At 63.4% G+C, this 18,788-nt stretch carries 15 protein-coding genes and 1 tRNA gene; 9 read left to right on the top strand and 7 right to left on the bottom strand.

All coding sequences use genetic code 11. The annotated features are described in order from the left end of the window. Nucleotides 1-6 precede the first annotated feature (6 nt). Nucleotides 7-1,038: a hydrogenase formation protein HypD gene (hypD, locus tag DIC75_RS10025; protein WP_250987903.1), complete on the bottom strand. Its 1,032-nt coding sequence runs from the start codon at nucleotides 1,036-1,038 to the stop codon at nucleotides 7-9. A gap of 46 nt (nucleotides 1,039-1,084) precedes the next feature. Here hypD and DIC75_RS10020 point away from each other — a divergent pair, with 46 nt between their 5' ends. Next, nucleotides 1,085-2,122, top strand: a complete 1,038-nt coding sequence (locus tag DIC75_RS10020; RefSeq protein WP_250987902.1) for a mechanosensitive ion channel family protein — start codon at nucleotides 1,085-1,087, stop codon at nucleotides 2,120-2,122. On the opposite strand, the gene DIC75_RS10015 is transcribed toward DIC75_RS10020, so the two are convergent. After that, nucleotides 2,123-3,055, bottom strand: a complete 933-nt coding sequence (locus DIC75_RS10015) for a radical SAM protein (protein WP_250987901.1) — start codon at nucleotides 3,053-3,055, stop codon at nucleotides 2,123-2,125. It abuts the gene before it with no gap. A 193-nt stretch (nucleotides 3,056-3,248) separates the two neighbouring features. Here DIC75_RS10015 and DIC75_RS10010 point away from each other — a divergent pair, with 193 nt between their 5' ends. The 5 genes from DIC75_RS10010 to DIC75_RS09990 all read left to right on the top strand — a co-directional run bounded on the left by DIC75_RS10010 (nucleotide 3,249) and on the right by DIC75_RS09990 (nucleotide 7,283). Beyond that, nucleotides 3,249-3,980 (top strand): sugar phosphate isomerase/epimerase family protein, encoded by a 732-nt coding sequence (locus DIC75_RS10010; protein ID WP_250987900.1) that lies wholly within the window; start codon nucleotides 3,249-3,251, stop codon nucleotides 3,978-3,980. An 80-nt stretch (nucleotides 3,981-4,060) separates the two neighbouring features. After that, a tRNA-Thr gene (locus DIC75_RS10005) sits at nucleotides 4,061-4,133 on the top strand. A gap of 452 nt (nucleotides 4,134-4,585) precedes the next feature. Continuing rightward, a complete protein-coding gene (locus DIC75_RS10000) occupies nucleotides 4,586-5,023 on the top strand; it encodes an FKBP-type peptidyl-prolyl cis-trans isomerase (protein ID WP_250987899.1) in 438 nt (145 codons plus the stop codon). 182 nt (nucleotides 5,024-5,205) lie between these two features. Further along, nucleotides 5,206-6,897 carry a bifunctional metallophosphatase/5'-nucleotidase gene (locus tag DIC75_RS09995; protein WP_250987898.1) on the top strand — a complete coding sequence of 564 codons (1,692 nt, stop codon included), beginning with the start codon at nucleotides 5,206-5,208 and terminating at the stop codon, nucleotides 6,895-6,897. Between the two features lie 74 nt (nucleotides 6,898-6,971). Next, complete coding sequence (locus tag DIC75_RS09990; RefSeq protein WP_250987897.1) at nucleotides 6,972-7,283, top strand: ferritin family protein; 312 nt, start codon at nucleotides 6,972-6,974, stop codon at nucleotides 7,281-7,283. Nucleotides 7,284-7,292: 9 nt separating this feature from the next. On the opposite strand, the gene DIC75_RS09985 is transcribed toward DIC75_RS09990, so the two are convergent. Both DIC75_RS09985 and DIC75_RS09980 read right to left on the bottom strand, forming a co-directional pair. Beyond that, nucleotides 7,293-7,469 (bottom strand): hypothetical protein, encoded by a 177-nt coding sequence (locus DIC75_RS09985; protein WP_250987896.1) that lies wholly within the window; start codon nucleotides 7,467-7,469, stop codon nucleotides 7,293-7,295. Between the two features lie 30 nt (nucleotides 7,470-7,499). Continuing rightward, entirely contained in the window at nucleotides 7,500-8,342 is an 843-nt protein-coding gene (locus tag DIC75_RS09980; RefSeq protein WP_250987895.1) for an SDR family oxidoreductase, read from the bottom strand. 206 nt (nucleotides 8,343-8,548) lie between these two features. On the opposite strand from DIC75_RS09980, the gene DIC75_RS09975 reads away from it, so the two are divergent. Then, the gene (locus DIC75_RS09975; protein WP_250987894.1) at nucleotides 8,549-10,387 is read left to right on the top strand and encodes an AMP-binding protein; all 1,839 of its coding nucleotides are present in this window, start codon (nucleotides 8,549-8,551) and stop codon (nucleotides 10,385-10,387) included. Between the two features lie 710 nt (nucleotides 10,388-11,097). On the opposite strand, the gene hisH is transcribed toward DIC75_RS09975, so the two are convergent. Together hisH and DIC75_RS09965 are read right to left on the bottom strand one after the other, a co-directional pair. Then, nucleotides 11,098-11,706, bottom strand: coding sequence for an imidazole glycerol phosphate synthase subunit HisH (gene hisH, locus DIC75_RS09970; protein WP_250987893.1), 609 nt, complete (start codon nucleotides 11,704-11,706; stop codon nucleotides 11,098-11,100). Further along, on the bottom strand, nucleotides 11,681-13,090 hold the full coding sequence (locus DIC75_RS09965) for a phosphoadenosine phosphosulfate reductase domain-containing protein (protein WP_250987892.1): 1,410 nt from the start codon (nucleotides 13,088-13,090) through the stop codon (nucleotides 11,681-11,683). The genes hisH and DIC75_RS09965 overlap by 26 nt, the downstream gene beginning before the upstream one ends. Before the next feature lie 569 nt (nucleotides 13,091-13,659). Here DIC75_RS09965 and DIC75_RS09960 point away from each other — a divergent pair. After that, nucleotides 13,660-13,956, top strand: a complete 297-nt coding sequence (locus DIC75_RS09960; RefSeq protein ID WP_250987891.1) for a Na(+)/H(+) antiporter subunit B — start codon at nucleotides 13,660-13,662, stop codon at nucleotides 13,954-13,956. A 379-nt stretch (nucleotides 13,957-14,335) separates the two neighbouring features. Here the strand turns inward: DIC75_RS09960 and DIC75_RS09955 are convergent, their stop codons facing one another. After that, nucleotides 14,336-15,847, bottom strand: a complete 1,512-nt coding sequence (locus DIC75_RS09955; protein WP_250987890.1) for a TrkH family potassium uptake protein — start codon at nucleotides 15,845-15,847, stop codon at nucleotides 14,336-14,338. Between the two features lie 533 nt (nucleotides 15,848-16,380). Here DIC75_RS09955 and DIC75_RS09950 point away from each other — a divergent pair. Further along, nucleotides 16,381-18,651, top strand: coding sequence for a PAS domain S-box protein (locus DIC75_RS09950; protein ID WP_250987889.1), 2,271 nt, complete (start codon nucleotides 16,381-16,383; stop codon nucleotides 18,649-18,651). Nucleotides 18,652-18,788: the final 137 nt, after the last annotated feature.

Raw genomic sequence — 18,788 nt, 5'->3', positions numbered from 1 at the left:
AGGGTTTCAGGCCCTCCTTGACTCATAGAGCTGCCAGATCTTGCACGCTCCTTCGTGGCTGACCATGCAGGGGCCGACGGGAGTGCGCGGGGTGCAGGCCTTTCCGAAGAGTTTGCAGTCGGAGGGCCGTGCGATGCCGCGCAGCACTTTGTCGCAGATGCAGGCTGAGTGCTTGTCCACGTGCCGGATCTCGATATCGAACTTCTTCTGCGCGTCGTAGCCCTCGAACTCCGGTTTCAGGCGGAGGCCCGATGCCGGGATCACGGGAAAGCCGCGCCACTCGACGTCGAACGGCTCGAAGACCTCATACATCAGGCGCTTTGCCTTGACGTTCCCCTCCCGGGTGACCACGCGCGGGTAGGCGTTGTCCACCCGGTGCACGCCCTCGCGGACCTGCCGCACCGCCATCAGGAGGCCGAGGAGGATGTCCTCCGGCTCGAACCCCGCGACGACCTGGGGGACGGGGAACCGTTCGTACTCCTCGTAGCCCATCACCGCGCAGACGTGCCCGGGGAGGAGGAACCCGTCGAGCGACGCCTCCCCCTGGGCGAGGAGCCACGCCATCGCGGGCGGGACGAGCCGGTGGCACGAGAGGATGGAGAAGTTTTCGGGCGGGCGGGAGAGGATCGTGGCGGCGACCGTCGGCGCGGTGGTCTCGAAGCCGACCGATATGAAGACGACCTCCCGTTCGGGCTCCCTCCGTGCGATCTCCACCGCCTTGTGAACGCCCTGCACCACCCGGATGTCCCCGCCGCTCGACTCGAGCGACCCCTTCGACCCCGGGACGCGCAGCAGGTCGCCGTAGGTGGCTATGGTGCAGCCCTGCTCCACCAGGTCGAGCGCGGCGTCGATCTCGCCCTGCGGCGTGATGCAGACAGGACAGCCCGGCCCCATCACGATCTTGAGCTTTCGGGGGAGGATGCTCCGGAGCCCGGCGCGCGCGATCGCCGCCTCGTGGGTGCCGCAGATGTGCATGAGCGTGATATCCCGGTCTACAAGGGCGTGGAGCGCATCGAGGATTTCCTTACCAACCGCCATGAATTCTCATATTTATATTTCACTAAAAGCACATATTAGTACCGGAATGAACAGCATCCTGTATGGAAGCGCGATCGTCCTCTGTGGGATCGTCGCCGCATTCGTCTTGCACGAGGTGTTCCGGTGGCTGCAGAAGAAGGCCGACCTCACCGAATCCAGACTGGACGACATTGTACTCTACTCGCTCGATAAACCCCTCTGTATCGCCATAATCCTGGGTTCCGTCTGGCTCGCCGTAACGCTCTTCGTCGACCTTGAGGCCCTCCTCGGGGAGTACGCGTGGCTCTTCTCCGGGCAGTACTTCACCGCGGTGGCAATCCTCATCGCGGCATGGGCGATTTCCTCATTTGCCTACAGCTTCGTCAACCTCTACGGCAGGTGGATGGCGTCGAAGACCGAGACCGACCTCGACGACCGGATCATCCGGGTGTTCGAGGTCTCGGCACGCTACGTGGTCTGGTTCGTCGCCATCCTCATGGTCCTCCAGACGCTCGAGGTGAACATCACGCCGCTCATCGCCGGTGCCGGGATCGCCGGCCTGGCGGTGGCGCTCGCGGCCCAGGATATCATCTCCAACTTCTTCGGGGGTGCGGTGATCCTCATGGACAGGCCGTTTGCGGTCAACGACCGCATCAAGATCGACACCTACCTAGGGGACGTGATCAGCATCGGCCCCCGCAGCACCCGGATCAAGACAATGGACTACCAGATGGTCACCATCCCGAACTCGAAGGTCGCGAGCAGCGTCATCGTCAACTACGCCATGCCGGACGTCAAGTTAAAGATCAAGGTTCCGATCTCGGTCGCATACGGCAGCGACGTCAAGCGCGTAAAAGAGATCCTCCTCGAGATCGCAGACGAGGCGGCGGCCCGGTCGAAATATGTCCTCTCCGACCCTGCGCCGACCGTCTACTTCCTCGAGTTCGGGGCGTCGAGCATGGACTTCATGCTCGTCATCTGGGCGCAGGCCTTCAACATGGCCTGGGACGTCCAGGACTACGTGAACACGCGCGTCTGCGAGCGATTTACAGAAGAGGGGATAGAGATCCCGTTCCCACAGATGGACGTTCATATGCGGGACTGATTAGATCGCCCGGTAAAACACTCCTCTTTTTTCCCGGACCCGTTCGACCAGGCCCCCTGCTTCGAGGACACGGAGGTGCTTCGCGACCTCGGTTGGACGGATGCGGAGAAGTGCGGTGAGATCGCCGGGCGTGCAGGGCCGCCGCCGGATGGTCGCGAGGATGATCTCTCCGGCCTCCCCGATCTCCGGCGGCATCACCTGGCCTGTACGCGCCGCCCCGATCACCTCCGCATTCCCACCCAGCATCGACGCGATCCGCTCGAGAGCCGGACGCGATGCAGGTCTTACCCGGATATCGGTGCCGGGCCGATCGAGGGTGTTTACCTGGACGCGGTCGGGGCTGATTGCCGCGACGGCGTCTTTCAGGCGGAGGAGTTCCTCCTCCGCGTCGTTTATGCCCGGGACGATGAAGACCTCGAGCCAGATCTCGCCGGGAAACTCCCGGGCAAAGGTCACTATCCCTTCAAGCACCCGGCCGGCGGTGAGGCCCGGGCAGGGGCGGTTGAGCTCCAGAAAGACCTCTTCGGAGACCGCATCGAGCGACGGCACCACGAGGTCTGCCGGCATGAGGGCGGCCCGGACCTCCGGGTTGGTAAGGAGCGCGCTCCCCGTCAGCACCGCGACCCGGTAGCGGGGATACCGACCCTTGAGGAAGGCGATGACCTCGCCGATTCCCGAGTGCAGCGTCGGTTCCCCGGAGCCTGCGAACGTGACGTAGTCGAGGTCCGGCGCTCGTGCGAGGAAGTCGTCGAGTTCCGCGATGACCCGCTCCGTCGGGACGTACTCGCGCCGCTCGCAGGTGTGGTCGGTCGTCCGGCCGCACTCGCAGTAGACGCAGTTGAAGGCGCAGGTCTTCTGCGGCACCAGGTCGATACCGAGCGAGGTGCCCAGGCGCCGGGAGGGGACCGGGCCGAAGAGGTGACGGTATGCCATAGGGTCTGTCCTGAGTACTATCCGCACGAGAAGTCATCAGGGTTGACCTGTCTGCAACGACCTTCCGGAGGAGGGCTGAGCCGGAGGCCCCTCCGCGTCCCGGGCGTCTTTCGACCGGCAGGCCCGGCGAGGCACGATGTGCCGGGGGGTGCCTATTCCGAACCTATTTATCGTCCCGGCCGGAACATTCTGTATGTTCGGCGTCTCCACCTACTGCCTTCACCGTGAGCCGCTCTCTCGCGCGCTCGAGAACCTCGCTCCCATAACCGATTGCGTGGAGGTGATGGACGAAGGGCTGCACTTCCTGGAAAGCGCGGAGCCGCTGGAGAGTTACTCGTATCTCTACTTCATCCACGCGCCGTCCCGGGGGGTCAACATCGCAAGCATCCTCGAGCCCATCCGGCGGGCGAGCGTCGAGGTCCTGACGCAGACCTTCGCCGTCGCCGCCGAGGTAGGGGCGGACGTGGTCATCCACCCGGGCTACTACGCGTGGCGCGAGGAGCGGGACCGGGCGGTGGAGAAGTTCCGGCAGTCGCTTTCCGAACTGACGGCGGCGGCCGAAGACCTCTCGGTCGCGTTCTTCGTGGAGAACATGGGGAACTGGGAGTACTTCTTCCTGCGCTCCTGCGAGGACCTGCCGCTCATCGACGGGATCGGGCTTGCGCTCGACGTCGGCCACGCGAACCTGAACGGGTGCCTCGACTGCTTCCTCGCCCACCCGGCGGCGCACTTCCACCTGCACGACAACAACGGTGACGAGGACACGCACTCCCCGGTCGGGGCCGGGACGATCGATTTCTCAGCCGTGATGGAGGCCGTGCGCCGGAGCAACGTCATCCCCATCGTCGAGGTGGAGACCTTCGACGGGGTGACCGCCAGCATCGGCGCGCTGGAGGCGATCGATGCCGCCGCGCGGGGCGAATAAGGGCGGTCCTGCCCGGTTCCCCGCCCGGTTTCGGCCGTAACCTTTTATAGGGAAAAACTCTAACATAATTGGTGCGTCACGCCTCAGTGGCTCAGCCGGTAGAGCGCGTCCTTGGTAAGGACGAGGTCGCGAGTTCGAATCTCGCCTGAGGCTTGCTTTCTTCTGGTTCGAACCTTTGGGTAAACGTTTATATCCCTGTTCTCCTGTTCCTCGATTGTGAGATCTGCTCCCGGAGTTGCGCATAACCGCCTCTTGGCTGGAGTACAATAGGGCATGGCTCCTCTGCGGGCAAGATCTCATATCCTGTGGTGGTAAAGAATTATCATCGGTGAAGCCCGGAGGCGATTGGCAGTGGAAGAATATTGATCCATTAAGCCCAGAGTTCTGCCCTTCTTGAATTTGAAATATATCTGGACTCTTGCGACTGTGGAAATACTTATTCTGCACCGACAGATTGGAGATATTCTCACTGATTTGGAATAAAATCCTTCTTCGCCAATACCGGTCATTTCTGGTAATTTTTAATTTTTTAAAGAGGAGCATTTCCGAATTTCACTGCATTCCCAATGAATTAAACCCCTGCCCGACAAACCGATCAGGTACCTATGGCACCCGTGACAGAAGGAGATACCCTGCTCCTGCACTTCACCAGCACCCGCCCCGACGGCGAGGTCTTCGAGGATACCCGGACGGGAGAACCGGTCCGGGTAACTCTCGGCAAGAACCAGATCAATCCCCTTTTTGAGAGAGCGCTGATCGGCAGAAACCGGGGCGAGACGGTGACCGTGGTGCTGCCCCCGGAGAAGGCCTACGGGAGTTATCGCAAACAACTCGTGGTCACGATAAAACGCAAGAAGCTGGAACTCGACCACGAACCGGTCCCCGGAGAGTTCATCAGGGTCGAGGTGATGGGAAAACCCTGCCTGGTGACCGTCGTCGACAAAACCGATAAGACCGTTACGGTCGATGCAAACCACCCGCTTGCAGGCGAGACGGTCACCTATGCGATCACGGTCGCAGCAATACTTCCCCGGGACGGCTGAGCGCCCCACCTGCCCGGAACCGCGAGGGAGCCGTTCGGCCCGCTGCCCGGTGAACACGAACGGGAAATCCGCAGCGCCCGACCCGGGCTTATGCAGTATCGGCCGGATATCCGCCCCATCCTCCCGTTTCCCCTGCGGATCTATTCCGGCTGGTATTTAGCCGTCCGATGAGAGTTCTTTTAATGACAGCCGGTTCACCACCGAACGGCAGATCGCCCCGGCGGCAGGCGGTCGTCGGCTTTTTCGTACTCCTGATCGTCGTTCTCGCCCCCGTCGCACTCGCGGGGCACCTCTCCCCGGACCCCGAACCGGTACACGTGAAGATCCTCGCGGTCAACGACTTCCACGGGCAATTGCCTGCTGGACAGAACCTCGACGGCGAACCGGCCGGGAGCGCACCGGTGCTTGCGTCGTACCTCGAATGCGCGATGGCGGATGCCGGCGAGGCAACCACGTTCATCGCGCTCCCCGGGGACGTCGTCGGCGCGTCGCCGCCGGAATCCGGGCTGTTGCTGGACGAACCCACCCTGCTCTTCTTCAACAGTCTCGCGGACGACTGCCCGGAGATGATCGCAACCTTCGGCAACCACGAGTTCGACCGTGGCACGGACGAACTGTTGCGGATGGTCCGCGGGGGAAACGGTGCGACGACCATCACCCACCTGGCGGACCCCTACCCGGGTGCGGAAGCGGAATACATCTCCTCGAACGTGGCCTGGAAGACAAACGGCACCCTTCTTTCCGCCCCCTACACGATCCGCGACGTCAACGGTGTAGGAATCGCGTTCATCGGTGCCGACACGACCGAAACGCCCTCGATCCAGAAGCCGGCCAACATCGAACTTGTTGCCTTTGAGAACGAGACCGAATCGATCAACCGGTACGTCCCGGAGATCCAGCAGCAGGGGGTGCATGCGATCGTCGTCCTCCTCCACGAGGGCGGCTCGCAGGACCCCTACGACGGTCCGACCCGGGAAGGGGGCAACGTGACGGGCAGGGTCGCCGTGATCGTCGCCGGCCTTGATGCGGACGTGGATGTCGTCCTCTCGGGCCATACCCATGCATTCACCAACGCTTACCTGGAGAACGCCGGCGGAAAGCCGGTGCTGGTGACGCAGGCATACAGTTACAGCAGGGCTTTTGCCGACGTCGATCTCGTCATCGATCCCGTCACCGGCGAGGTCACTCATAAATCGGCACGGATCGTCCCGGCATACAGTGACCGGCCGCCCGGCACCAGCCCCGACCCGGAAGCCTCTCTCTTGCTTGAACTGAGCGAAGAGGCGGTCGGGCCGCTGACGAACCGGCTCGTCGCGGTTGCATCGGCGGATATCACGCGCGAGGAGACCGGTGCTGGCGAATCCGCACTCGGGAACCTTGTCGCCGACGGCCAGCGGGCGGCGATGAATACCGATATCGCGTTCATCACCACCGGCTCGCTCCGGGCGGACATAGCAGGGGGCAACGTCACGTGGGGCGACCTCTACTCCGTGCAGCCGTTCTCTGCGACCGTGCTCTCGATGACCATAACGGGAGACGGGATCAGGGATGTGCTGGAACAGCAGTGGGAGACCCCGTTGCCGCCCCACAACCTCGCCGTCTCCGGGCTAGTCTACACGTTCGACGACGAAAGACCCGCGGGCAGCAAAATTACCGAGATCCGGGTGAAAGGCGTCCCGCTGGACCCGAACGCGGAATACAGGGCGGCAATGGTCGATTTCCTCGCAACCGGCGGCGACGGGTATACCGCGTTCACGAAAGGGACGAATGCGGTCAACGGCCCGTTCGACGTCGATGCACTGGTCGCATACATGGGATCTCTTCCGGAGCCGGTGGACGCGAAGACGGAGACGAGGATCACGATGATCGCGTGAAGGGGTTCCCCGTTCACAGCGGGCCCAACCTATAAATAACGCCCCGCCGCATGAGCCCCCGGAGGTCATCCGACATGCCCGATTTTACAAACCCCTTTGCCGGGAACCACATGGAACGCAAACTGGACCGGGGAGAACTCATCCGGACGATCCGGTTCTCGATTGCCGCCGAGTACGAGGCGATCCAGTTCTACGACCAGATCGCCGAATCGACCGACGATCCGCTGGTCCAGAAGGTGATGCGCGACATCGCGAACGAGGAGAAGGAGCATGCAGGGGAATTCCTGCGCCTCCTGCGGGAACTCGACCCCGTCGAAGAGGGATTCTACCAGCACGGCTACGAGGAGGTCGAGGAGATGATCGAGGAGTTGAAGGCCGGGAAGTGATCCCTCCCGTCACCTGATCCTGCAGGACTCGTCGTAGGACTTCTTGCAGTCGGGGCAGAGCGTCCGGGCCTTCTCGAGGTCCGGGAAGTTCTCTTCGGTGATCTCGTCGCAGGCCGCTCCGCAGATCTCGCACCAGTACTCCTTCGTCTCCGCTTTCTCTTCGCCTTTTATGCTGCGTTTTGTCATGTGATCCTTCCTCCGGGTGTCCGCTCTCCCTCATCGGGGATATGCTTTCGGGTCGGCCCACCGCACCGCCCCGGTGAGACTGCTTCCCATCTCCCAGAACCGCTCCTGCACCCCTGCATCGAGGGCGAGTGACGACGGACGGGTCCACCGGCTCTCCTCGAAGTAGCCGCCGTTCATCGCCCCGGTTTCCGGCGAGACGGCGAGGTGCACCTCCACCTCCGCTCCCTGCTCCGGCGGGGCGCCGCCCCGACCGCCCATGTAGGCCCGGAGGAGTTTGGTATCGATCACCCCCGGGTGGAGGCAGTTTGCCGTCACCCCCGTCCCTTCGAGGGTCCGGGCGAGCCGTGCGGTGAAGGCGACGACCCCGAGTTTCGATACGGCGTAGGCATCGTAGGCGTCGTAGTCCGGAAAGTCCGGGAGGTTCTCCCAGTCGATCGACCGCACGCTCCGGTGGGCGATCGACGCGACGTTGACGATCCTTGCCCCTGTGCTTCGCTCGAAGAGCGGGAGAAGTTCGTGGGTGAGCAGGAACTGCGCGAGGTAGTTCACGGCGAACGTCGTCTCGATCCCGCCGGGTAGAATCTCCTGCTCCGGCATGAAGACGCCGGCGTTGTTGACGAGGACGTCGAGCCGGTCGCACGCCTCGCCGATCTCCCTCGCGAGACCCCTGACCCGATCCTGCACCGCGAGATCGGCGACGAAGAGGCTCAATCGGTCGGAACCGGTGGCCGCCTCCAGTTCCGCGAGGACTCTCTGGCCCTTCTGCCGGTCCCTGCCGTGGAGCAGCACCCGGTGGCCCTGTCCGGCCAGGGTGCGTGCGGTCGCCTTCCCGATCCCGTCCGTCGAACCCGTAACGAGGATAGTCCGCTCCATACGCGACCCGGATGCATGCCGACTCTATTTGAATGTGGTGATGACGGGCCCGGTTCAGACCCGGTGCGCTCCCCCCTCCCTGACCGACAGGCCGGATCGGTTCCCGGACGATAGACGGGCCGAACGCACCAGGAGTATGCCATTTCCCGGAATTGTGGTGCGCGATAAATCAAAAAGGTGATATGGTGCACCACAGACCTGTATGTATGGTGCGATACTCGGTCACGATGGATGACGACCTCGTGAAGACAATCGACAGGATGCGTGAATTCCGGGGGATGTCCCGGTCGGAATGGCTCAACGAACTCTGCACGAAGCACCTCGACGGTGCAGCCGGGAGCGGGGTGCAGGCCGCGGTCCCCGCGGGAGTGCCGCCCGAAGGCGTTCCGGAGCCGAACATGACCGACTACGAGGCCGCCTGCGCCAACTTCACGATCGACGTCCCCGAACAGTTCAACTTCGGGTATGACGTGATCGACCGGTGGGCAGAGACCGAGCGGAACAAGCTCGCCATGATCTGGGTGGACCAGGAGGGGAACGAGAAGAAATACACCTTCCGCGATCTGCGGTATCTCTCCAACGGTGCCGCGAACATCCTCCTGAAGTACGGCATCAAGAAGGGCGACCGGGTCATGCTGATGCTCCCGAGGATCCCGGAATGGTGGATCTTCGTCATCGCGCTCATCAAGCTCGGGGCGGTCTTCTGCCCCTGCCCGACGATGCTGACTCCTAAAGACATCAAATACCGCGTGCAGGCCGGGAAGTTCAGGATGATCATCACCAACTGCGAGAACGCCGAGAAGGTCGACGAGGTCGCCAACGCCTGCCCGCTGCTCGATACCCTCTTCCTCGCGGACGGGGAGCGGGAGGGCTGGGCGAGTTACCCGCACGAGCTCAATTACCCTGCACCGGTATCGCACCACAAGGTCAGCATGCCGGTCGCGAAGAAGCCGAAGTCGACCGACCCGATGATGATCTACTTCACCTCGGGCACCACCGGCGAGGCCAAGATGGTGCTGCACGACCACTCCTACCCGCTCGGGCATATCATCACCGCCTCGCTCTGGCAGGACGTCACGGAAAACGACCTTCACCTGACCTTCTCCGATACCGGGTGGGCGAAGTGCGCCTGGGGCAAGATCTTCGGCCAGTGGATCGCCGGAGCCTGCATCTTCGTCTACGACATCCGGGGGAAGTTCGGCGCGACCGAGCTCCTCCCGCTGATCGAGAAGTACGAGGTGACCACGTTCTGCGCACCGCCGACGGTCTACCGGATGCTGATCCTCGCCGACCTCGACAAGTTCGACTTCCGGGACCTCCGGCACTGCTGCAGCGCCGGCGAACCGCTCAACCCCGAGGTGATCCGCGTCTGGCAGGACGGTACCGGGCAGCCCATCTACGAGGGATACGGCCAGACGGAGACCGTCTGCTGCATCGCCACGTTCCCCTGCATGAAGCATAAGCCCGGCTCCATGGGAAGACCCGCTCCGGGCTGGCGTATCGAGCTCCACGACGACGACGGGAAGCCGGTCGGCGCCGGCGAGGAAGGACGTATCGCGGTCAAACTCGATCCCCGGCCGGTCGGGCTCTTCGTGGAGTACCTGGACAACCCCGAGGCGAACCGGGAATCGTTCCAGAACGGGTTCTACTACACCGGCGACAAGGCGCGTATGGACGAGGACGGCTACTTCTGGTTCATCGGCCGCGACGACGACGTCATCAAGTCGTCCGGCTACCGGATCGGGCCGTTCGAGGTGGAGAGTGCGCTCATGGAGCACCCGGCCGTCCAGGAGTCGGCGGTCGTCGGGTCGCCGGACCTCATCCGGGGGATGGTCGTCAAGGCGTTCATCGTCTTGAAGCCGGGCAACCAGCCGTCCGAATCGCTGGTCAAGGAACTCCAGGCCCATGTCCGGAACACCACCGCCCCGTACAAGTACCCGAGGCTGATCGAGTTCGTCCAGGAGCTCCCGAAGACCATCTCCGGCAAGATCCAGAGGAACATCCTCCGGGACCAGGAGATGCGCAAGCACATGAACGGGAACTGAACCGCCCGTTCCTTTTTTATAGTGACGCCACCGGCGCGCTGCGGGGGCCGTGCTCTGTTTTCCGTGGGACGTTGTCTGGTGAAGTCCTTTTGCTTTCACAAAATCCCGACATCACGTTTTTCGTCACCCTGGATGAACTTCCATCGCTCACAAAAATTGAGGCACGGCTTTTCCTTGGATATCGCCATGACTGCCCCCGCCCCGAGGTGTGGGGTGCGACGGGCCGTAGGGCCGGAGCATGAGCACCGCAGGTGCGGGTGAGGAAGCCGGAGGCCGGGCGGGGTGGGTGGTGAGGTATGCGGATCTTTGCGCGAGACAGGGGAGGGGGAGACCCCCTCGAAACTCTTCGAGTTTCTCATGCTCACTCCGTTCGCACCTCGCACCTAACGGTGCTCAAGCTCGCTGCACTCGCACCTCCAAGGCCTTCGGCCTTCTCGTGCTCCGTTCCTGTCGGAACATCGCACTCCCCGTCAGCCCCACCCCGCGTGGCGATAGCCACCACGGTTCACTGCACGGTGTTTGCTCCTCGTTCGGGCCGTTCCGTCCGTTGCACTCCAGAAACTCGTATCGCACCTCGCGGCGCCCGAACTCTCTTGAGGCGATCCTAGCAGTAAATCCGATGACCGTCAACCCCGCGGCACCCGTGCAGCCAAAAAAGCACCGCCCCCATCAGGGAGATAAAAACAGGGTGCCTGTCTGCAGGCCCCCGGTCAGCAGACCCGTTCTATGAAGTTCTCAAGGATCTTCAGCCCGACCGCGCCGCTCTTCTCGGGGTGGAACTGGACCCCGTAGGTGAGATTGTTGTTGACGGCGGAGGCGAAGGGGCTGATATAGGCGGTGCTTGCGAGGGTATGGGCCGGTGCGGCCGCTGCGTAGTAGGAGTGGACGAAGTAGACGTACTCCTCCTCGCGGAGCCCGTCGAAGAGGGGTGTCTCCCGGTCGATGCAGATGGTGTTCCACCCCATGTGGGGGACCTTCTCCCCGGCGGCCGGGGCGAACCGTTTCACGTCTCCCGGCACGAGGCCGAGCCCCCGGTGGACGCCGTGCTCTTCGCTCGAGTCCATGAGCATCTGCATCCCGAGGCAGATCCCGAGGAGCGGCGTATCGACGGCGGCGGTAAGGACGGCCTGCTTCAGGTCGCCGAGCATCTCCATCCCCTCACGGAATGCTCCCACACCGGGGAGGACGATGCCGTCGGCCGACGCGATCGCCTCCGGGTCCGCCGTGATCGTCGCCGCCGCTCCCGCCCGCTCGAGGCCCCGGAGGACGCTCCGCAGGTTGCCGAGGCCATAATCAATTATAACTATCTTCTTCTTCATCCGCATCTCCCCGCTTCCGCCACAGCCCGCGCTCGATCCAGTCGTCGGGAAGCCCCTGCTTCTCCTGCCACCTGGCGAGTTTGCCGTGCCACATCTCCAGGAGTTCAGGGTGGGACTCCCCGATGATCTCAAACGTCGCAAGGTCGCTTGAGGGGCACATGAAACACCCGATGCGGTCGAGCCCCCGCTCGTAGAGGCGGTTGTGGGGGGCCTTCTCGCGGAAGATGTAGAGCCAGACGTGCATCGCCGTCCACTGCTGGATGGGAGCCGCCGAGAGTTGCTGCGGGACGTGGGAGTTTTTCCAGACCCGCCTGCTCTGCATCCGCCGCACCGATTCGTACTTCCGCTGCCCGATGAACGAGAGGCATTCTCCCCAGTGCTCGCCGATCAGGCGGCCGACGGGGTGGAGCTTGCAGACCTTGCAGCACCAGCGGTTGTCGACGGCCGGCGGACCGTTCTCCTCGAACGTCTTCCAGAATGTCTCCTCGTCGCAGACCTGGAAGACGTCGAGCCCGTAACGTTCTGCCACCTCGTCCACGTTCTCGCAGGTCTCCGGGAACTCGAGCCCCGTGTCGGCGAAGAGGAGCGGCACCGGGCCGAGCGCCTTTAAGACGACGAGCAGGGTTGCGAGGCTGTCCTTCCCGCCGGAGTAGGAGACCGTGGGCTTCTGTGGGTTCTGCTCCGCGACCTCTCTGACGAACCGGATGCTCGCGGCCTCGTAGTCCGCGAGGACCTGTTCGTTTGCTCGGACGGCATCCTCCCACGTCGCCTCGCCGGGTACACAGATCGAGGGCACGTTTTTGCGGGTCCGGACGACGAGCCCCCGCTCCATCGTCGCGGCGGTAGCGGCGTCGGCCTTTGCCCTGCCGACGCCGATGCACTCGCCGGCTCTCGTCAGGATGAAGACCTCGTCGCCTTCTGCGACGGCGGGGTCGATCGCGACGAGCCCCGGCGCGAGGACGCTCGCCCCCGAATCACGGATGGACGGGATCGCGCCGTCGTCGACGACGACGAAGCGCTTCGTCGGCCGCAGGTAGGCAGCGGCGGCCGGGCGCGGGAGGGGCTCCCAGCGCCGCTCCTCCGGGAAGTAGCGGATCGCGCCCACGACCGCGCCGCCGAGGACGATCTCGTCCATGCGGTCATCGGCGGGGACCTTGTTCAGGAGCGCGATATGACCCTCAGGTATCAGCGGCGCTCCGAAATGCTCGCTGAATATGCGGTTGACCCGCTCGACGTCGTCGGGAAACGCAGGGCGTGCGTCTCCCGGCGGCGTGACGGCTACCGGGCGGGTCGGGGCCCCGCAGGCGCAGACCCCGGAGAGCACGGGAGCGTGACAGGAGTCGCACCAGCGGAGCAGGATCTTTCCGAGGTAGATGCGAGGCATTCTTATATCCGTTGGGGGGAAACGGATAAAAATCTTGGTGTATTCCGGATCTTCCCCGCAGTATTTCCCTGAAACGGAAGTTTTACCCGGTGAGAGGTCGCCCCCATCCTGCGGCGGTATCGGCGGATGAAACGCCGGGTGCGCATTGCATCCCCCGGGAACGCGGCTCTCCGGGTGCAGCGGACGGCGTGATGCGTACCATTAAATACATCCTCTGTCTCATAGTATTGTCATGTTCAATCATGTAGAATTGTGCCCGCGGCTTCGGCATCGGTGCGTCAACGATTCTACACTGGTGAACGGAGAGATACCGAATGTATCGGGTGATTCCGTGACCTCCCGTCTGCTGGCTGCAAGGACCGCAGATACAGCATCAGCCCTCCCTGTTATGGCGATCGACTTCAGAACCCCGGCCGGAACCGTAACTGCCGGCCGGCGGGTCCCGTGCGCCGGACTCACTCCACGGCGTACGCTTGAGGCACGTCCTGCGGAGACGACTACATTCGGGAAACGCCGGGTGACCGGGCGAGGCGGGGGTGAACGACATGCATGAGAGCAGGGGTGCAAAGATGGCATCAGTGCGCATTGCGGGAAAACCGCTACGAAAGATCGAGGTCATGGGGCTGCTCATCTTCATCCTCATGGCGGTTGTCATGTTTGCGGTCGGTACAGCGCTCTTCTGCGACTGGCTTGCCGAGCCGGGATCGGCGCCTGCAGGAACACCGGCCGAACTCGGGCCGATATCCGGGGGCCTCGCGGTTGCCGGCGCGATCCCGGTCGTGGCCCTCGTGATAGGCGTCGAGGTGATCGGGGGACTCTCCCTGATCGTGCTCTACATGCTCTCCGGGGTCAGGCGCGGGGTGTAGGTGCCCCCCGCCGGCACCTGATTTTCCGATCTCGCGTTGTAGCGCCCCGGTGGTGCGACCCCCGTTCTCCCCATGTCCCGACGGCGATTAAAATCGCCCGATTTCGCCTAATTTTGAGAAAAAATGGCAGATCAAGCGTAAAATATATATCCGGAACAGTTGACATCAGATATATCCCACCTCGGGAAGGAGGTGTGTTATTCATGGGAAAGGACAAGAAGTCTCAGGATAAGAAGCAGGACAAGAAGGCGGAGAAGGTTCAGGACAAGGCTAAGAAGAACTAAGCCTCCACCCTTTACACACCCCCTTTTTGGCCGGATACCCGGTCCGGCATACTATCCTCTCTCGTTACGCCGTATCATCAACGGAGTCCAGCGGATTACAGCCTCCGTGACGCCCCGGCCACCAGGGCGATGACGGGCACGATCTCCAGCCTCCCCGCCCACATGACGATGATGAAGAGCCACTTCGCTGCTGGACTCATGCCGGGGTTCACGAACCCGGTGCTGATCCCGACGTTGGATGCGGCGGAGACGACCTCGAAGATGACGTCGGCGGAGTCGAACCCGTCCTGCGGCGCAAGGTGGAGCAGGAGGAGGGTGGCGACCGCGACCATCAGGACGAAGAGCATGACGACGAGCATGCTCTTTGAGACCTCGTACTCCGGGAGGTGCTCGAGGATCGGCCGCCCGTCGTGCCGGAGCGGGGTGATCGCCCGCCAGCCGGTATGAAGCCTCCGGAACCACCACTTGAGGAGCTCAAGGCCGAGGATTACCCGGCCGAGTTTGATGCCGCCGGCGGTGCTCCCCGCCGCTCCGCCGACGAGCATCAGCGCGGCGAGGACCATCACCGTCGTGCCGTACCAGCTGCGGGGATCCCCGTTCTGGAACCCGGTGCAGGTGATGCCGCTCACCGTCATGAAGATGCCCTGCCGGAGCGCCTCCGCGGGCGTCAGGGATGAGATGGATACGAGATCGAAGGTGACGACGGCGCACCCGGCAAGGATGAGCGCAAAGAGGAGGATTGCCTGCCGGTCCGCGAGGAGACCGAACCTTCTCCGGTAGTAGAGGAGGAAATAGAGTTTGAACGGCAGGGCTCCGGCGATCATGATCGGGACGACGAGCATCTCAAGGAGCGGGCTCTCGTAGTAGAGGATGCCGGCCGTATGAACCGCAAACCCGCCGGTCGATACCGCCGTCATGACGATGTTCGCGGCGTCCCAGAAGGGTATCCCCGAGAGGAGGACGAGCCCGATGCCGAGGGCCGTGAGGACCAGGTAGATCCGCCACATCTCTATGGCCGTGGCCACGACGCTCGGCATGAACGTCTCGGACCGCCCTTCCGAGCGGTAGAGCCGGAACCGCGTCAGACCCGACCTGCCCGCGAGAGCGATGGTGAACGCGACGATCCCGAGCCCGCCCATCCACTGGGTCAGCGACCGCCAGAAGAGGATCGTCCTCGGCGTGGTATCGACCGACGGGAGAAGGGAGAGCCCCGTGCCCGTCCAGCCCGACATCGCCTCGAAGACGCTGTCGGTGTAGGAGATCCCGAGACCGAGCGTATACGGCAGCGCGCCTATCAGTGCGGCGGCGAGCCAGATCAGGGCGACCGCCGAGAGCGCGACGGTGAGGTGCGCCTCTCCCTCCGCCTTCGGGATACCGGCAAGCCAGATCCCGATGATGCCGAACCCCGCCGGAGCCGAGGCCATCGGGAGGAGGAGATCGGTCTCGCCGTACCAGAGACCGACGAGGAGCGGGGTGCACGATACCAGCGCGATGAAGAGGAATATGAGCCCGAGGTCGGGGGCAATGATCGCGAACTGGCTGTTTGCCGCCGGCGGTACTTTTTTGCCGGGGAACGCCGGGGAGGAATGGTTTTTGCCGTGAACCATTATCGCGCCAGATGCGGGTCGACAGGATCTCCAGCCGCACCACTGACATACCCGTATCGGTCATCTAAATTTCGATCGCCCGCCTGCGGCTGTGCCCGGACGGCGAAGACCGGCACACCTCTCCCGGTCAGGGCTTCGCAGGCCGCAGACGGCACTCCTTCTGAGCCGGTTCAGCCTTCCGGCAGAGGATTTCCGGTGCCAATTCATTTTATCTGATCAAAATTATACTTGTATCTGGTTTTGACCTGCCCGAACGGATGATGTTTCAATGTCTCATACCACGCCTGCAGAACTGTCCACGATGCACCGGCTGTCCGGCGAGCTCGCCGGGCAACCGATAGGAATACGGAGTGCCCCTGCCGCTACGCGCGGCAAGATCCGCGCTGTGCCGCACCCGATGCGGAAACCGGCTGCCGTGGAAGTTCTCGTTCTGTTGCAGGAGCGGGCAGACCCGTCCCGCCTCCCCTGCCGGGGGGTCCGGGGGAGAGTAAAGCTATGCGGGTGCCGGAACTGTCCTGAACCGGGGTGACCTGATGGAGGAACTGCACAATGAGTATCCCGCCGACATTCTGCAGATGCTACAGGATGCCGCCCCCACTCTCGACCGGCGGTCACGGGAGAGACTGAAAGCAGGCATCGAGGCTCTGATCGCTGAGAACCGGAATCTTGCCGCGCGGGCCGTCCAGGTAGAACTGGAGCGCGATGCGCTTCTCGCTGCCATCGGCAGGCAGGGGATCGTCTACGACGCAGACGGCGGGGTGGTCGTGGCGGGTCCGGGCAAAGAGAACAGGATAGTCCGGGCACTCCTGGGGAGGCGGGATACGTCCGGGGATGCAGCGATCAGGTACCCTGCCGGCGAACCTGTCCGGCCCGAGGACCTCCCCGGGCATCGGGCGCTCAGGGGAGAGACGCTGAAATCCTGCCGGTTTGCCATCCATGAGCCCGGGGGCGAGGATCTTCACGTCGTCGTATCCGCCTCGCCTATCGTCATGGACGGCGTGATCTCCGGCGCCGTCGTCGCCTGGCAGGATGTCACCGGGGAGGAACAGACCCGACGCCGCCTGGAGGAGGCGAACACCCTGCTCGAGGGGCTCTTTGAGAACCTCGGCGACATCGTCGGCGTCCAGCTCCCGGACCACACGATCCTGCGCTACAACCGTGCCGGCTACGAGATGCTCGGGATGACGCCGGAGGAGGTGAGGGGGCGGAAGTGCTACGACCTCCTCGGGCGGACCGGACCCTGCACAGTCTGCGCGACGGCCAGGGCGCTCGAGAGCAGAAAGCGGGAGGTCGTCGAGAAGTTCGTGCCCGAACTCGGGCGTTATCTGGAGTGCCGGGCAAGTCCGATCCTCGATCCGCAGGGAGAAGTGGCGTTCATCGTCGAGCAGCTCTACGACATCACCGACCGGAAACGCGCCGAAGACGAACGCCGGGAGAGCGAGGCGACGGCCCGTGCCCTCCTCGACGCCCCAGAAGAGATGATCGTTCTCGTCGATGCAGAAGGCAGACTTATCGACGTCAACGAGACAGCGACCCGGCGGTTTGGGCTCTCCCGGGAGGCCCTCATCGGCATGACTGCGTCTGAACTCTTCCCGCCGGATGTGGCGGAAGTATACGCGGCCCGCCTCCGCGAGGTCGCCGCCTCAGGCAGGCGCACACGATTCGAAGATACACGGGAGGGACGGCGGTACGATGCCGTCCTCTACCCGGTCAGGGATGCGCACGATACCGTCACCCGGATCGCGGTCATTACGAGGGATATCACCGAGATAAAGCAGGCGGAGGATGCCCTGCGGAAACGGACACATGACCTGAACGAGCGGGTAAAAGAACTCTCAACCCTTTACGAGTTATCCCGGATCATCGAGCAGCCGGGGACCTCGCTCGACGAGATCTTCGGCGAAGTCGTCCGGGCTCTTCCTTCCGGCTGGCAGTACCCGGAGGATGCCGTCGCCAGGATCACGGTGCGCGGGCGCGAGTACAGGACGGAACAGTTCCGGGAGACACCCTGGCGGCAGGCATCTCCGGTCATCGTCAACGCCGAGACGGTCGGCATGGTGGTGGTCTGCTATCTCCGCGAGAGACCGGAAGAGTCCGACGGCCCGTTCCTCCGGGAGGAGCGGGCGTTGATCGATACCGTTGCGAGACGTCTCGGAAGGACGATCGAGCGTTTTCAGGCGCGGGAATGCCTTCTGAAGAGCGAATCGCAGTTCCGGGAGATCATGCAGCAGAGTTTCGATATGATCTACACCTGCTACCACGAAAGCGGGATCGCCTACATATCCCCGGCGGTGATGAGGATCCTTGGTTACAGTCCCGACGAACTCATCGGCTGCAAATGCCGCGACTACGTCGTCCCGTCGTCGCTCCCTGCGTGGGAGGAGGGACGAAAGAAGATAACCCGGGGCGAGCCGGTCGAGGGGCTCGAGATCGAGTTCCGCCGCAAAGACGGGTCCGGGGCGTTCCTCGAGCTGAACGAATCCCCGATCGTCCGCGATCGAACGGTAGTCGGGGTGCACGTGGTCGGCAGGGACATCACCGAGCGGAAACATGAGGAGCAGCTCCGGCAGCAGGCGTTCGAGCAGATCGAGCGGAACATCGAGCAGTTCGCGATCCTCGGCGACCACATCCGCCAGCCGCTGCAGGTGATCCTCGGCATGACAGAGCTGCTCGAGGAAGAGACGGCGGTAGAGAGGATCCAGGAGCAGGTCGAGCGGATCAACAGCTACGTCCGGGAACTCGACCGGGGCTGGATCGAGTCGAGGCAGGTCCGGGAGTTTCTCCGGAAACACGAGCTGACGTGAGGGAGACGGTAGCCATTCGGTGGGGTTGTGCCGATTCGGGACCGCTCCGGGGTGGAGGGACTGGCGTCCCTCCCGGCAGGGGAGTGTCGGCCTGCGCGGGGAGGCGGCACGAAGTGTCACGGTTAACGCGTAAGAAA

The organism is Methanoculleus oceani, from assembly GCF_023702065.1.
GTDB lineage: Archaea > Halobacteriota > Methanomicrobia > Methanomicrobiales > Methanoculleaceae > Methanoculleus > Methanoculleus oceani.
The sequence above is the reverse complement of the archived record's forward strand: the minus strand, read 5'-3'. Positions and strand labels throughout refer to the sequence as shown.